Source organism: Streptomyces sp. NBC_01485 (assembly GCF_036227125.1).
Taxonomy (GTDB): Bacteria; Actinomycetota; Actinomycetes; order Streptomycetales; family Streptomycetaceae; genus Streptomyces.
The window spans coordinates 5,403,866-5,419,197 of sequence record NZ_CP109435.1; the positions used below are offsets into that span (position 1 = coordinate 5,403,866).

General features: G+C 73.2%; 12 protein-coding genes and 1 pseudogene. 7 read left to right on the top strand and 6 right to left on the bottom strand.

The window, feature by feature from the left end:
- Positions 1 to 12 precede the first annotated feature (12 nt).
- From OG352_RS24480 to OG352_RS24490, 3 genes are read left to right on the top strand one after another with little or no spacing between them, the layout of a single operon-like run.
- Positions 13 to 1,437 (top strand): TIGR02678 family protein, encoded by a 1,425-nt coding sequence (locus tag OG352_RS24480; protein ID WP_329219801.1) that lies wholly within the window; start codon positions 13 to 15, stop codon positions 1,435 to 1,437.
- Complete coding sequence (locus OG352_RS24485; protein WP_329219802.1) at positions 1,434 to 5,531, top strand: TIGR02680 family protein; 4,098 nt, start codon at positions 1,434 to 1,436, stop codon at positions 5,529 to 5,531. Before OG352_RS24480 ends, OG352_RS24485 begins: the two co-directional genes overlap by 4 nt.
- The gene (locus tag OG352_RS24490; protein WP_329219803.1) at positions 5,521 to 6,807 is read left to right on the top strand and encodes a TIGR02679 family protein; all 1,287 of its coding nucleotides are present in this window, start codon (positions 5,521 to 5,523) and stop codon (positions 6,805 to 6,807) included. Before OG352_RS24485 ends, OG352_RS24490 begins: the two co-directional genes overlap by 11 nt.
- Positions 6,808 to 6,948: 141 nt before the next feature.
- On the opposite strand, the gene OG352_RS24495 is transcribed toward OG352_RS24490, so the two are convergent.
- On the bottom strand, positions 6,949 to 7,503 hold the full coding sequence (locus OG352_RS24495; RefSeq protein ID WP_329219804.1) for a Uma2 family endonuclease: 555 nt from the start codon (positions 7,501 to 7,503) through the stop codon (positions 6,949 to 6,951).
- Between the two features lie 833 nt (positions 7,504 to 8,336).
- Between OG352_RS24495 and OG352_RS24500 the strand changes: the two are divergent.
- Positions 8,337 to 8,523 (top strand): annotated as a pseudogene (locus OG352_RS24500) (aquaporin family protein); the annotation flags it as partial.
- Positions 8,524 to 8,791: 268 nt separating this feature from the next.
- Entirely contained in the window at positions 8,792 to 9,583 is a 792-nt protein-coding gene (locus OG352_RS24505) for a COG4705 family protein (RefSeq protein ID WP_329219806.1), read from the top strand.
- Between the two features lie 49 nt (positions 9,584 to 9,632).
- Here OG352_RS24505 and OG352_RS24510 read toward each other — a convergent pair whose 3' ends face one another.
- The 5 genes from OG352_RS24510 to OG352_RS24530 are packed head-to-tail and all read right to left on the bottom strand — an operon-like array spanning position 9,633 to position 13,680.
- The gene (locus tag OG352_RS24510; RefSeq protein WP_329219807.1) at positions 9,633 to 11,012 is read right to left on the bottom strand and encodes a sensor histidine kinase; all 1,380 of its coding nucleotides are present in this window, start codon (positions 11,010 to 11,012) and stop codon (positions 9,633 to 9,635) included.
- Positions 11,009 to 11,671, bottom strand: a complete 663-nt coding sequence (locus OG352_RS24515; RefSeq protein ID WP_329219809.1) for a response regulator transcription factor — start codon at positions 11,669 to 11,671, stop codon at positions 11,009 to 11,011. Before OG352_RS24515 ends, OG352_RS24510 begins: the two co-directional genes overlap by 4 nt.
- Entirely contained in the window at positions 11,625 to 12,413 is a 789-nt protein-coding gene (locus tag OG352_RS24520) for a phosphatase PAP2 family protein (RefSeq protein ID WP_329219810.1), read from the bottom strand. Before OG352_RS24520 ends, OG352_RS24515 begins: the two co-directional genes overlap by 47 nt.
- Positions 12,410 to 13,015, bottom strand: coding sequence for a phosphatase PAP2 family protein (locus tag OG352_RS24525; protein WP_329219811.1), 606 nt, complete (start codon positions 13,013 to 13,015; stop codon positions 12,410 to 12,412). The genes OG352_RS24520 and OG352_RS24525 overlap by 4 nt, the downstream gene beginning before the upstream one ends.
- A complete protein-coding gene (locus tag OG352_RS24530) occupies positions 13,012 to 13,680 on the bottom strand; it encodes a DedA family protein (protein ID WP_329219813.1) in 669 nt (222 codons plus the stop codon). Before OG352_RS24530 ends, OG352_RS24525 begins: the two co-directional genes overlap by 4 nt.
- Positions 13,681 to 13,842: 162 nt before the next feature.
- On the opposite strand from OG352_RS24530, the gene OG352_RS24535 reads away from it, so the two are divergent.
- On the top strand, positions 13,843 to 14,214 hold the full coding sequence (locus OG352_RS24535; RefSeq protein WP_329219815.1) for a BlaI/MecI/CopY family transcriptional regulator: 372 nt from the start codon (positions 13,843 to 13,845) through the stop codon (positions 14,212 to 14,214).
- Positions 14,211 to 15,140 carry a M48 family metalloprotease gene (locus tag OG352_RS24540; protein ID WP_329219816.1) on the top strand — a complete coding sequence of 310 codons (930 nt, stop codon included), beginning with the start codon at positions 14,211 to 14,213 and terminating at the stop codon, positions 15,138 to 15,140. The genes OG352_RS24535 and OG352_RS24540 overlap by 4 nt, the downstream gene beginning before the upstream one ends.
- Positions 15,141 to 15,332 lie beyond the last annotated feature (192 nt).

Sequence of the window (15,332 nt, forward strand, 5' to 3'; positions counted from 1 at the left end):
TGAGGTCGCCGTATGAGCCGTGCCGCCGAAGGCGTCTCTCCGCTCGAACTCGCCGACTACCAGAAGGCGGTACGGCTCGTACTGCGGCACCCCCTGGTCACGTCCGGGTACCCGGACAGGGCGGCGCTGGCGACCGTGCGCCGCTGGGCCGATCAGCTGCGCACCGACCTGATGGAGGTGCTCGGCTACCGGCTTGTCACCACCGCCGACACCGCCCGCCTCCAGCGCGCCCAGGACGGCCTGGACGCCACCCGCCCGGCCCTCACCCGCGCGGGACGCCCCTTCGACCGCCGCCGCTACGCCTACCTCGTCCTCACCCTCGCGGCTCTCGGCCGCCACGGCGCGCAGGTGGCGCTGGGCGAACTGGCCGACGCGGTCGCCGCCGACGCCGTACGCATCGACGGACTCGGGCTCGACACCGCGCGCAAGCCCGACCGGGACGCCTTCGTCGACGCCGTCACCTGGCTCACCGAACGCGGCGCGCTCACTCTCGCCGACGGTTCCGCCACCGCCTGGGCAGGCGATCCCGAGCGTGCCGAGGCCCTGTACGACATCGACCGAGAGATCCTCCTCGCCGTCCACCACCCGACCCGCGTGCTCCAGCATCTGACCTCGGTCACCTCGCTCCTCGACTCCTCCGGCGCGCTGGGGCTGTCCGCCGGCCGCGCCGCCCAGCGCCGCGACCAGGCACGCCGGGCCCGCCGCCTCGTGCTGGAGAACCCGGTCGCGTACTACGCCGACGCCGACAGCGAACTCCTGGGCCAGCTGCGGGCCCCCGCCCTCGCCGAGGATCTGGAGCGGCTGACCGGGCTGTCGGTGGAGCGGCGGGCGGAGGGCGTGGCGCTCGTCGACACCTCCGGCAGGCTGTCCGACGTCCGTTTCCCCGGCGGCGGTACGGTCGCGCAGGCCGCGCTGTTGCTCGCCGCCCGGATCAGCGCCGCCGTGCAGCGTTCCGGACGGCACGCCCTCGAACTGCTGCCCGCACCCACGGCCGCCGAACGCCTCGCGGCCCGCGCCCGGCGGATCGACGGCGCGCTGCCGTCGCGTGGGACGGTCGCCGAACTCACCGAACTCGCGGAGCCCGATGAGGAGTCGGCGTACGAGACGGTCGTCGACGCGGATCACGAGCCGGGCGAGACCCGGTACCCCTTCGTCACGGACTCCTGGCTCCGGGGCAGGCTCAAGGAGATCATCGGCGAGTACGGCGCGGGATTCGCCGCCGATCTGCGCGGCGACCCGGACCGGCTGCTCGACCAGGCTCTCGACCTGCTGGCCGCCATGTCGCTGATCGTTCGGGTCGACGGCGGGGCCCTCGCGCTGCCTCTGCTTGCCCGTTACCGAGGGGTCACCGCCCGGGTGAAGACCCGTACGGCCCCCCAACCACCCGCCCAGACCGCCCTGTTCGACGACGAAACCGCCAAGGACCCGACTCCGTGAGCACTCCCGCTCCCACACCGGCAGCCCGCTACGTCCCCACCCGTGCCGGGATCATCAACCTGTGGGACTACAGGGACGAGGAGTTCTCCTTCGCGGGCGGCTGGCTGGTGCTGCGCGGTCCCAACGGGTCCGGCAAGACCAAGGCGCTGGAGGTGCTGTTCCCGTTCGTCCTCGACGGGCGCATCGACCCCAAGCGGCTCAACCCGTTCGCCGCCGAGGACCGCACGATGAAGTCCAACCTGCTCTTCCGCGGGCAGGACAGCGCGCTCGGCTACGTCTGGATCGAGTTCACCCACCGCGAGACCGGGGAAGCCGTCACCTGCGGCATCGGGCTGCACGCCCAGCGACACCGCGACACACCCGCCCGGTGGCACTTCGTCGCCGAAGGCCGCGTGGGCGAGGACTTCTCCCTCCTCACCCACGACGACCGGCCGATGACGAGGAAACAGCTCGCCGCCGAACTCGGACGCGAGCTGATCGCCTCCACGGCCGACTACCGCGCCGCCGTCGACCAGCGCCTGTTCGGCCTCGGCCGGGAGCGGTACGAGCAACTGCTCACCCTGATCCTCACGTTGCGCCGCCCGCAGCTCGCCAAGAACCTCGACCCGGCCAAGCTCTCCGACACCCTCACCGCGGGCCTGCGCCCGCTCGACGACGACCTGATCGCCGAGGCGGCCCGCTCCTTCGACGACATGGAGTCCGTGCAGCGCACCCTGGAGGGCCTGGCCGCCGCCGACGACGCCACCCGCGCCTTCCTCGCGAGCTACTCCACCTATCTGCGGGTCCACGCCCGCGCCGCCGCGGACCGGCTCACCGCCCGCCGCGCCGAGACCGCCGAACGCGCCGCCGCCCTGCGCACCGCCGCAGCGGACCTGGCGGCGGCCCGCGAGCAGCAGGCCGCCGCCGAGACGCGCGCCGAGTCGGCCGACGCCTCGCTCGCCGCCCAGCGTGCTCGTCTCGACCAGCTGCGCTCCTCCGCCGCCTACCAGGCCGTCGAGCAACTGGCCGACCTGGAGCGGCTGGTGCGTACCTGCGAGCAGACCGCCCGGCAGGCGACCGCCGAGCGTGAGCGCCGTACGGCAGCCACCGGCCGTGCCCGCGCCGAGGCCGAACACGCCGCCCGGATCGCCGCCGAACTCGACGCCGCCGTCTCCCGCGATGCCGCCACGGTCGCCGACCACGCCCACACCGCCGGACTCCCCTGGACCCCGGCCGACGCCGAGCCCGCCCGGCTCGCCGACCGCTCCGCCGCGCTCGCCGCCGCCCGACACGAGGGCGTCCGGGCCGTGCGCGCCGCCCAGCAGGCGGCACGCGGCGCCGAGCAGACCCGTGACCTCGCCCGGGGCTCGCTCGACCGTGCACAGGAGGCCGTCGCCGCGGCCGAGACCGCCGAAGCCGTTGCCGAGGCGGCCCTCGAATCCGCCCGCGAAGAGGCCCGCACAGTGCTCGGCCGGTGGACGGAAACACACGGCACGCTCCTGGCCGAGGAGGGTGCCCGCCGGCTCGCCGAAGCCCTCGAACTCACCGGCGAGGCCGACGCGGTCACGCTCGCCGACGCCTTCACCGATGCCACCGCTCCCGCCGTACAGGAACTGCGCGACACCCTCGCCGCCCTGCGCGCCCAGCGCACGGATGTCGAGCGCCGCCGCGCCGAGACGGAGGCCGAACGCGACCGGATCGCCGCCGAGCACGACGACGCCCCGCCCCCGGCCCGAGGCCGAACCTCCAACAGGGCGTCCGGTGATGGTGTGCCGCTGTGGCAACTCGTCGATTTCGGCAGCGATCTGACGGATCATCAGCGAGCGGACCTGGAAGCGGCCCTGGAGGCGTCCGGTCTTCTCGACGCCCTCGTCACCGCCGAGGACACCCCCGTGGCGGCCGGCCACAGCGAGGGCTACCTCCGGGCCGGTGCCCCGGTGGGCGGACCGAGCCTCGCGGACCTCCTGAAGCCCGAGGCGCCCGAGGACCCCGACGGCGACGCCGCGATCCCGGCCGCCCGCATCACCGCCGTACTGCGCTCCGTCGCCGTCACCGGCGACCTCGACACCGGGACCCCGCAGATCGGCCCAGACGGCCGGTACGCGGCCGGTGTCCTGGTCGGTGCCCACACCAAGGAGCACGCCGAGTACGTCGGCGCCACCGCCCGTGCCCGTCGGCGCGCCGCCCGGATCGCCGCCTGCGAGGCGCTGCTGGCCGAACTGACCGCCGAACTCGACGAGTTGGGGCGCAGGCAGGCCCGTACGGACGCCGCCCTCGACGCGTACGCCGCCGCCCGCGCCGCGCTGCCCCGCACCACCGGCATCACGCAGGCCCTGCGCGAACTCGACCGGGCCGCGGCGCGGCTGCGCGCCACCCGCGACGCCGCCGACGCCGCCCAGGGCTCGTACGACGAGTCGGTGGCCGCCTGTTCGGTCGCCGAGCGCGCCCTGCGCCGTACCGCGGCCGAGCACGGCATCGAGACCGAGCGCGTCGACGCCGTGGAGACCGCCACCCGCGCCTTCGAGGCGGCGGTCCGCGAACTCGCCGCCCGCCGTCGCGAGCACGCCCGCCAGACCGAGGCCGCCCAGGCGGGCGCCGACCGGCTCACCGCCGCCGCCGAGGACGAGGAGGCGGCGGCGGACACCGAGCGTGCGGCGCGCCGCCGGCACACCGAGGAGGCCGCGGGGCTGGAGGCCCTCCAGGATGCCGTCGGGGCCGAGGCGCAGGAGGTGATGCGGCAGGTGCAGGAGGCCGAGGACGGGATCGACGCCCTGGCCCGGGAGGCCGAGGCGGCCCGCACGGCCCAGCACGCCGCGATCGCGGGCACCGCCTCGGCCGAGGCCCGCCGTACGGCCGCCGCCGAGGCCGGGGCGGTCGCGGCGGCGGAGGAGAAGGACACCGCTCGCGGCCTGCGCCCGTACGCCGCCCGCGAACTCCTCGACATCCTGCGCTGCCCGCCCGGCCTCGCCTGGCCCGCCCAGGAGGCCGACTGGGCCGGCGAGGCACTCCCGCCGGCCGTGGTCGCCGTACACGAGGCGATCCTGGCCGCGACCCGCGACCTCACCCCCACCGAGACCAGCCTCAAGCAGTCCGTCACCCGTCTCACCAAGGCCCTGGACGACCTGCAGGCGCAACTCGCCGCCGCCGGACAGGACTACCGGCCCGAATGGGACGGCTCCGACGGGATCATCGTCGTACGCGTGGCCGACGAGGAGGGTCCGCTGCCCGTCGCCGCCTTCGCCCAGAAGATCTCCTCCCACCGCCGTGACCAGGCCGAACTGCTCTCCGAGTCCGAGCGGCGCATCCTGGAGGACGCCCTGCTCACTCGGCTCGCCCAGCAGATCCACGACCGCACCGTCGACGCCCGCGACCTGATCAGGCGGATGAACTCCGACATGCGTCAGCGCACCATGTCCTCGGGGACGACGGTCGGGGTGAGCTGGCTGCTCGCCGACCACCTCGACGACGAACAGCGTGCCGTCTGCGCCCTCCTCGACGCCGACGCCGCCCGTCTCGGCCCCGACGGCCTCACCCGGGTGCGCACCCACTTTGCCGCGCAGATCAAGACCGCCCGCGCCCGCCACCGTGACCAGCCCTACCGCGAACTGCTCGCCGAGGTCCTCGACTACCGGCGCTGGCGGCAGTTCGCGTTCCAGCTCGTACGCCCCGACAAGAGCGAGGAGAGGCTCACCCGCGCCCGGCACAGCCGGCTGTCGGGCGGTGAGCAGTCCGTGTCACTGCACCTGCCGCTGTTCGCCGCCGCGCACGCCATGCTCAACTCCGCCCACCCGCACGCCCCCCGCCTGCTCGCCCTCGACGAGGCCTTCGCGGGCGTGGACGACACCGGGCGCGGCGAACTCATGTCGCTGGCCGCGCAGTTCGACCTCGACCTGTTCATGACCGGCTACGACCTGTGGGCCGCCCACGCCTCCGTGTCCGCCGCCGCCCACTACGACCTCGCGCACACCGCCGTCGACCACACCGTCTCCGCCCTGCTGCTCGTCTGGGACGGCGACCGGCTCCTCGCCGACGACACCGGGGACCTCACCGCCGCCCTCGGCTCGCCCGGCACCCGGCGCGTCCCGACGCCCGAGGAGGCCGCGGTTGTCGACTGAGCAGCGTGAAGGCCACGGGTACGACGAGTTGCGGGACGAAGGATGGAGGCGGCTGCTCGCCGCCGCCCGCCGCAGGCTGGAGCGCACCGGAGGCGCGCTCGACGGCGACATCGGGCTCACGAGGCCCAGCGAGGCCGAGCGCCGCACCGTCATCGGGATCACCGGCCGCTACCGGCCCGAGACCGCCAAGCGCCTCGCTCTACCCCTGAGTGATCTGGACGGGTATCTCTACGGCCGCTACGGCACCGGTCTCCTCCAGACCCTCGGCCGTCTCCACGGGCCGCTGCGTGACCGGCCCGCCGAACGGGCCGAAGAGGAAGCACGCCGCGACGACGCCCTGAAGTCGGCCCACTCCAGTCGGCTCGCCGGGCAGGGATGGTTCGCCGCCTGGCTGGACCGGATCGCCGCCGACGGCACGCTCACCCGTCTCGTACGCCGGGGAGACGCGCCGCTCCTCGACGCGGCGGTACGTGTCCTGGAAAGACTGACCGGTGACGGGGACCGCTCCGCGGGTTCCCCGAAGCGGGTCCCCGGCGTCCTGCCGCTCCCGGTCCTCGCCGAGTGGGCCACCGGCGACACCAAAGCCCTCGTGCCCGGCGCCCCGCTGGAACAGCTCGTCCTGCGGGCCCTCGCCCAGCGCACCGGCGGCGGCTCGGAGGTACCGCCTGACCGGGCCGGGCGGCGCGCCCTCTGGGAGAGCGCCGGCGCCATCGCGGACGACCTCGCCAGCCAGGTCCTCGTCCTCAACATCGGCGCCAGGGGCGACACCGTCGTCTGCGACTGGCTGCGTGACGCCGCCGGCTTCGGCATACCCTTCCGGCTCACCCTCCACCAGCTCGCCACCGACCCCGTCGTCCCCGCCGCCCGCACCATCTTCGTCTGCGAGAACCCGGCCGTCCTGCGCGCCGCGGCCGGCGAACTGCAGGACACCGGCGCCGCCCTGGTCTGCACCGAGGGCGTCCCGTCCGCCGCCTGCCACAAACTGCTCGGCGACGCCGTACGCGCGGGAGCCCGGCTGCACTGGCGCGCCGACTTCGACTGGGCCGGCCTGCGGATCACCGCGAACGCCATGGTCCGACACGGCGCGCGACCCTGGCGGATGACCGCCGCCGACTACACGGCGGCACTCGGCAAGGGCGGGTCCACACCGCTCGCGGGACCGCCCGCGGCCAGCCCCTGGGACTCCGGACTGGCCCTCGCGATGGAGGCGTCGGGCAGCACGGTCATGGAGGAACGCCTCCTGCCCGCACTCCTGTCCGACCTCACTCGTGCCTGAACCGGCGTCCGGTGGCCGACTCGATCCGTCGACCGGAGCACGTCGAAGCGCATGCACCGGCGAGCCGGCGCCGGTACCCGAGCCCGTGGACGAGATCAGTTCGATCGCGTTCGTTACCCCGCGTTACTCGGCGGGCGGCTTTCAGCGTGTGTCGGTGTCCGGTTCGGGCACCGGAAGTTCGTCGAGGTCGAGGGTGAAGGTGCGGCCGTCGGCCAGCGCGATGGGAAGCTTGCCCGTTCCGTACGCGCGCGTGTGCGCGGTGCTGTAGCCGCTCGCGGTGGGGTCGGTGTGCAGGACGACTTCCCGGGCGTAAGGGTCCACGACCAGGTAGACGGGGATGCCGTAGCGGCCGTACTTCGCCGTGCAGTCGTCGTAGTCCTTGCGCGCCGAGGAGGTGGAGACGACCTCCGAGATCAGCAGGACGTCTTCGAAGCTGTAGCGCTTGCTCTCCCGGCGCGCGTCCTCGCGCAGGATGGCCAGGTCGGGGGCTGAGTTCTCGTCGGCCGGGAAGTCGATGTAGACGTCGGAGGTGACCTTCGCATGACGGCCGAGGGCGGCCGCCGAGTCGATCTGCATCGACCTGATGGTGCTTGAATGCTCCTCACTCTGCGGAGTCATGATCACCTTTCCGTCGGCCCCGAACAGGACCGTGTAACCCCTGGGGAACTCGGTGTGCACGATCGCGTCGACGCTCATTGACGGTGCTCCTTCCCGCGTGCCGTCATGATATGGCGGACAGCGCCATCCCGTGGGTACGTACCGACCCGAGGCGGGTGACCTCCCTGGTGAGGGCTGTGTTGCTCCTGACGAACCGCGGCGTCTCCAGGTGCCCGACGATCTTCGCCAAAGTCATCCGCCGCGACCAGCACGAGTATCCCGAACCCTCCGCACCCCAGACCCGGGACCTGAAACTTCGCCATGGGCAGTGCCCAATGGAGCTGAAGGACGGTCTCGGGAACAGCCGACCGGCGGGGTCTGCACCGGCCGAGCCGGAAGGGGCCGTCTCAGGAGCGACCTGCGGGAGACCCGGCACGGGTAAGAAGGGGCTGTGGAGCCCTGCAATCCCGGTGCTCCTGCTTCTTGCCATCAGTGGTGGCCTTCCCGGTGGCCAGCCGGTGGCCGGACGCCTTCGGACCGTGCAGCATCGGGTGGCACGGGTCAACCTGCCGCACGTGCTCTGATCAGGCGAAACGCCACCGGGCAGCACGGCGAGGCACGAGGCAACACGATCCCTCACGGTCTCGTAATGCGTAGGTCTCGGGTTCGAATCCCGAAGGCGGCTCAAGAAAGCCCAGGTCAGGGCCCTGAAAGCCTCCCGCGAACATCGTGGGAGGCTTTTTCTGTGCCCAGATGGGAACATCCTGGGAACGGTGGCAGGGTGAGTATATGCCCAATTACCCACTATGTTCTTAGTTGCTTTAAGTGATCATGGCGAGGTTTGCCTTGGGCCCAGGCGGCGGCGCCGGGTGTCGCTCGCCTGCGGGCATGCGGTCCCGACGAGGCAAGTCGCAAGGACGAAGGACGTCGGGGTGCAGTGGCCCACGCACGACCGCTCGGCCGGCCGTCTGCCTGGGCGAGGTAGTGGCCATCGACTGCCTGATCCTGCTGATCTTCGGCCTGGCCCGCACCGGCCAACTGAGGTTCGCGCCCGTGGCCGTGGCCTCCTGCATCGGCGTCGCCTACTGGTTAACGTCCTCCACGTCCTTCGGCAACCCACGCCACTACAGGAGTATCCGTCCCACTGAGCATTCGGGCGTTCTCCTGCGCGCGCAGCCTGCCCTCGGCGAGCCGTCGCTCGGCCGTAGTGGCAACGTCGGGAGGTCGCCGGTATCACCGGCCGCGCGCCGCTGACCAGCTCATCGGCCACTGTGTTCAGGTGGTGTTCAGGCTCGGGCTGGCCTTGGGCAACTCGGGCACCAGAAGCGCAAAAGCTCTGGCAAAGGGGTCTGGGGCAACCACCGTGCACCATGTCATCGTGCCTGCCATGACGACAGATCACCTCACTCACGACCGGCCTTCGCGCCGCGCACGACATGCGGCGAGCAAGGTGCCGGAGGTGACTGTCTACTTCTGGACCATCAAGGTGCTGACGACCGGTATGGGCGAGACGGCCTCCGACTGGCTGGCCCACCTGTTCGGCCCGATCCCCGCGGTCGGCCTCGGCGGTATGGCCCTGGTCGTGGCCTTGGCGGTGCAGTTCGCCGCCCGCCGGTATGTGGCCTGGATCTACTGGACAGCGATCGTCATGGTCAGCGTGTTCGGCACGATGGCCGCCGACATCCTGCACGTCGGCCTCGGCGTGCCGTACACGCTCTCGACCCCCTTCTTCATGGTCGCGCTGGCTGCCGTCTTCGCCCTCTGGTACCGCAGCGAAGGAACCCTGTCCATCCACAGCATCCACACCCGGCGCCGCGAGATCTTCTACTGGGCCGCTGTGCTGGCCACGTTCGCGCTGGGCACCGCCGCGGGCGACCTCACCGCCACGATCGGCCTCGGTTACCTGGGTTCCGCCGTCCTGTACGCCGCCGCGATCGCCGTTCCGGCCGTCGCTCACCGCTGGGGCGGCCTGAACGCGGTGACCGCGTTCTGGGCGGCGTACGTCATCACCCGCCCGCTCGGTGCCTCCGTCGCCGACTGGATGGCCGTCGGCCACGGCCGGGGCGGGCTCGACCTGGGCCTGGGGCCGGTCACGTTGTCCTGGACGGTGGCCATTTTCGGCTTCGTCGGCTATCTGGCCGCCTCTCGCAAGGACATCCGGCACGAAGTCACGCGGTGATTGGCCCTGACGGGCCGTGATCCGCCGGTGCCGGCGCGTGGGGTGGATCTCAACCGGCGGGCAGGCTGATCACGAAGCGTGCCCCGGATGTGTGCCCGGGGTCGTAGGTCACCTCGCCTCCGGCGGATCGGGCGAGGCGTCGCGCCAGCGGCAGTCCGAGGCCCGCTCCGCTGTGTCCGTCGCCGGGATCCGCGCGTTGGCCGGGTTCGAAGAGCCGTGCGGCGAACGGGGGTGGTACGCCGGGTCCGTCGTCGGTGACGGCGATGCGTACGCCGTCGGGTGTGCGGGAGGTGCGGACGGCGACGCTGGAGCGGGCGTAGCGGCAGGCGTTGGCCAGGAGTGGGCTGACGATGCGTTCGAGGAGGGCGGGCGGGACGCCGGCCACCAGCCGTGGGCCCTCGGCGGTGACCGCCAAGTGGCTTGGCACGTCCAGGGCTTCGGCGAGGCCGTGCAGTGTGGGAAGGACTTCGGCGGTGCCCGGAGCGGTCGGTGCGCCGCCCCGGGCGTCGTCCAGGAGGGTGTCGCAGATGGCGCGCATGGACTCGGCGGCGTCGGCGATGACCTGGTGCGTCGTGCGGGTCTGGTCGTCCGTGCGGGGGTGGGTCCGCCACCAGTCGAGTTCGGCGATGATCCGGCTCAGGGGCGTACGCAGCTCGTGCGAGAGTTCCCCGGTGAGCTGCCGCTCGTGGCGCAGAAGGGTGCGGATGCGGTCCAGGATGGCGTCCAGCGACCTGCCGAGGCGGGCGAGTTCGGCCGGGTGCCGGACGCCGGCGAAGCGTTGCTCGGAGGTGACGGCGCTCCACTGGGTGGCCTGGTCGGTCATCGCGCGGACGGGGCGCAGCGCGCGGCCCACCGCGAGCCGTGTCAGCGCGTAGGTGCAGGCGAGCATCACGACGTCGAGGGCGAGCGATCCCAGGAGCAGCGTGTCGGCCGAACTCCGGTAGGGGGAGAGGTCGAGCGCGGTGACCACCGTGGCCTCGTGACCGCCTCCGGACACCGGCTGAGAGCACAGCCGGAGGGGGCCGTCGACGTCGGTGGTCACGCACCGCCGCCCGCCGCGCCCGGCGAGCGCGTCGGCGACGGGGGTCACGGGGCCGGCGTTCGGTGGCGCTTCCAGCAGGCGTCGGCCGGCGTAGATCCACACGTTCGTGTCGAGGAGTTCGTCGTGGGAGGTCTCCAGGACGCGTACCTTCGGACCGCTGGTGTCGATGGTCGTCGCGACGGCGGCGGCGCGGGTGCGCAGCTCGTCGTCCGCCTGGTGCTGGAGGCGGTGGCCGGCCACGGCGTTGAAGGCGACGGTGAGGACCAGCATCAGCAGCGTGGCCGTGGTGAGGGCCACGAGGGAGAGCCGGCCACGCAGCGTGCGGGGCGCCAGCCGGTGGAGGAGAGCGAACGCGGCGGGCCCCGTCAGCCGGCGGATGGTGCTCATGACAGGCGGTGGCCGATCCCGCGGGCCGTGCCGATCGTCCGGTCGCTGCCTGCCGCGCGCAGCTTGCGGCGCAGTCGGGTCAGGTACTGGTCGAGGGTGTTGTCGTGGACCTGGGCGCCCTCGGGCCAGCCCGCCCGCACCAGCTCGCGGCGCCGCACGATCGCGCCGGAGGCCGCCATGAGCGCGGCCAGGAGGCGGAACTCGGTCGGTGTCAGATCGACCCGGGTGCCCCGGACGCTGACCACGTGCCGGACAGCGTCGAGGACCAGGTCTCCCGCCGTGGCCGCGGGTGGCGGTGCGGTCCGTTTGAGGGCGGCCCGCAGGCGGGCCGCGAGTTCGGCGAGATGGAACGGCTTGGGCAGGTAGTCGTCGCCTCCGGCGGAGAACCCGGACAGCCGGTCGGTCAGCCGGTGGTGCGCGGTCAGGAAGATGACGGGGGAGAGGAATCCGTTCGCGCGCATCGCCTGGCACACGTCCCGTCCGTCGGCGTCGGGCAGCCCGATGTCGAGCACGGCGGCGGAGATGCCGGCGCCGGCCAGCCGCAGGGCGGTGGCGCCGTCCGGCGCGGGCACGGTGTCGAAGTCCTCCTCGCGCAGCCCGCGCATCAGCACGTCACGCAGGGCGTGATCGTCCTCGACGACGAGGATGGTCTGCCGCATGGTTCTCCCTCTGTCCTGGTGCCAGGCCCGTTCGGCTTTCCGCTGTGCGCATCGGCTCCGTCGTCCCGACCACCGAGTCCGGGTCCGTCGTACCGGGGGTCCATCGCTCGGGCAGCCAGCGGGCCACGGCGCACAGGCACAGTCCCAGCCAGCCGAGGGCGAACAGCCAGCCGCCGACGACGTCGGTGAACCAGTGCACCCCGAGGTAGCCGCGGCTCAGCCCGACCAGCGCGCCCCAGCCGCCGATGACCAGGGTGAACGGGATTGTGCCACGCGGGCCGCGCACCCGGACGGCGATGATCAGCAGACCCGCGGTGAGGGCCGCCGTGGTGGTGTGACCGGACGGGAACGCCCATCCCGAGGCATGCGTCTCCCAGTCCGTCAGGGGTGGCCGCGGCCGGGCGACGAGCGCCATCACCGCGTACCGCAGCGCCTGGCCCGCCCCGAGACAGGCCAGGCAGAGCGCGGCGGCCACCGCGCGCTGCCGGAGAGTGCGTCCCGCGACGACTCCGGCCAGGACGGCCAGCGCGTACGGGATCACACCCGTCCCGGTGGCGGTCACCGCGCCGGCGAACGCCACCGCCACGTCCGGCCGGTGGCCGACGGACCACGAGAGGAAGTCGCCGTCCGTGAACAGCGGTATCCCGTCGTGGCCCACCACGACCATGGTCAGCACGCCGAACGCCGTCCATGCGCCGAGACCGCAGCTGCCGGCCAGCTCGGCGACGTCGCCGCGCTTCATGACGCGATCACCAGCGGACGCAGGCGGGTGGCCGTGAGCCGCAGGGCCAGGCCGTCCGCACGCCCGCGCAACGCCGACATGGCGAGCAGCGCGGCCAGGGCACCCACCACGACCCCTGCCAGCACGTCGTGGGGGTAGTGCGCGCCGACCCAGACCCGTGCGGCCGCCATCGCGACGGCGGCCACGACAGCGACCGCGCCGAGCCGGCGGGAGACGAACAGCAGGGCGACGGCCGCCGCGGCGGCGACGGCCGTGTGGTTGCTGGGGAAGGACCAGTCGCCGGGCGCCGGACACGCCTCCAGCGTGGCCACCCGCAGACTCCGGCAGGGCCGGTCCTCGCGCACCAGCGGCTTCAGCGCCGCGTCCACCCCGTGGGCCATGACCACGACGAACGGCACGGCGAGCGCCGTCACGGACGCGGCGGCACCCAGTCGCCGGGCGCGCCACCAGCCGACGGCCATGAGCGCCGCGAACAGGGCGAGCCCGTACGTCGACCACGCCGACACCGTGTCGTCCAGCCACGCGGGGGCCTGCCGGGCGAGGTCCACCACGTCGGTGTAGGCCGAGCCGTCGACCGACGAGCCGTCGAGGGCGAGAATCATCCGCGTGCCTCCTTCGCCTTCGCGTCCCGGCGCGAGCGGTACACCTCGGAGGCGAGCGGAAGCAAGGACAGGGCCGCGATCACCGCGACGATCGGCAGCAGATACCGGTCCACGTCCGGTACGGAGGAGCCCAGCGCGTACCCCGCCAGCGTGAGACCCAGGGTCCACGCCAGCCCGCCCGTCACCTGCCAGACGGTGAACGTCCGCACCGGTACCCGCAGGGCGCCCGCCATCGGGTTCAGGACCGTACGCACCACCGGAACGAAGCGGGCCAGGACGATCGCCTTCGCGTACCCGTAACGCTCCAGCAGCTCCTCCGCGCGCTTCGCCCCCTCATGCAGGCGGGCCGAACGGCTGCGGGCGGGCAGGGCGCCGCCCGCTCTGCGGCCCAGGAGATATCCGCACTGCGCGCCTGCCGTCGCTCCCACCGCCGCGGCGACCAGGAGCGGGGCGAGCGACAGCTTCAGACCGCGGCCGGCGGAGCCGGTGCACAGCAGACCGGCCGTGAACAGCAGCGAGTCGCCCGGGAGGAAGAAACCGATCAGCAGCCCGGTCTCGGCGAACAGCACCACACCCACGCCGAGCACGCCGAAGGCGGACAGCAGCGACCGGGCCTCCAGCACATTGACGGCAAGCTGCGACGACAGGTGTGTGGCTGTGCTCATCATCGAGAGCCCCTTCACCCTTCTTCCCGGCCGTCGGAGGCGGCGGCACGGCGGCACCCGACACCCGACACCCGACACCCGACTACCGACTACCGACTACCGACTACAATTCTGTAGACGGTCTACTCAACTGTAGACGATGGCGGAATGAGGAACGTTCCCATGACCGACGCGAGGGACGAGAGGCGGCCGGCCGGCGAGCTCGAGGCCGCCGTCATGGCCGTGCTGTGGACCGCCGGTGCCCCGCTCACACCGGGACGGGTGCGGGCCGGACTCGGCTCCGGCCTGGCCCGCACGACGGTGGCGACCATACTGACCCGTCTGCACGAGAAGGGCGTCGTCAGCCGTGAGCGGCACGGCCGTGGCTACGCCTACCTCCCCGTGCAGGACGCCCCCGGCCTGACCGCCCGGCGCATGCACACCGAACTCGACCGGGACGCCGACCGCGAGACGGTCCTGGCCCGCTTCGTCGCCCAGCTCAACCCCGGCGACGAGCAGCACCTGCGCCGGCTCCTGGAGGGCGACGAACGATGACCGTCCTGCTGCTCGTACCGCTGGTCCTGCCCTTCCTCGCGCCGGCGCTGGCCCGCCGGACCCTCGACCGACTGGCCCCCGCCACCGCGCTGTGGGTCCTCACCGCCTCGGCCCTGGCGCTGGGCGGAGCCTGCGTGGCCGCGCTCGGCGCGCTGGTCCTGACCGGACTGCTCAGACTCCCCGCCTTCGCCGCCCTCGGCGAACTCATCCACCCCCTGCGCACACCCTCGGACCACCTTGTCCTCCCCGCGGCCATGGCGGCCACCGGAGTGCTCACCCTCAGCACCTGGACCGTCGTGCGGTCGGCCGTCCGGCAGACCCGCGCCTTCCGCACCGCCCGCACACAGGCCGAACGCCGCCCCGCCGCCGGCGACCTGTGCGTCGTCGACTCGCCGCACCCCGACGCCTACGCCCTGCCCGGACGGCCCCACCGCATCGTCGTCACCACCGCCATGCTGCGCAGCCTCGGACCCGCCGAGCGCGAGGCACTCTTCGCCCACGAACGCGCCCACAACCGGGCCGGCCACCACTACTTCCTGGCCGCCGCCGAACTCGCCGCCCACTGCCACCCCGCGCTGCGCACCACCCGCGACACCATCCGGCTCGCCGCCGAGCGGGCCGCCGACGAGGCCGCCGCCACCGCCCTCGGCGACCGACGCCTGATCGCCACGGCCATCGCCCGCGCCGCCCTCGCCGGCCACGCCTCCCCGTCCGCCCGTCCGGACTTCGCGCCCGCGGCGACGACCGGCCCGGTTCCGCAACGCGTCGCCGCCCTCCTCGAACCTTCCAAGGGGCGCTCACGCGCCAGGCGGCGTACCGCGTTCCTCCTCGTGGCCTGCACGGTCCTGTCCGTCGCCGCCGGAACAGCCGGCGTCGTCGACTTCCACCACAGGGTCGAGGTCGCCCAGGGCGAAGAAGGTCCATGACCGCTTCGGAGCGGCGACCGACCACGAGGTTCACTCCGCCCGCCGAGTGATCACCCTCGGATGAGCATCGGCTCCGGCGGCGCCCACAAGGGTGGCCGCAAGCAGGAGCAGGGACCACGCGGTCGCCGCGGCGCTCACGACGGCGGCACGGGTCAGGACGCGGGGGCGGCGAGCGCCGGTGCCGCCCGGCGG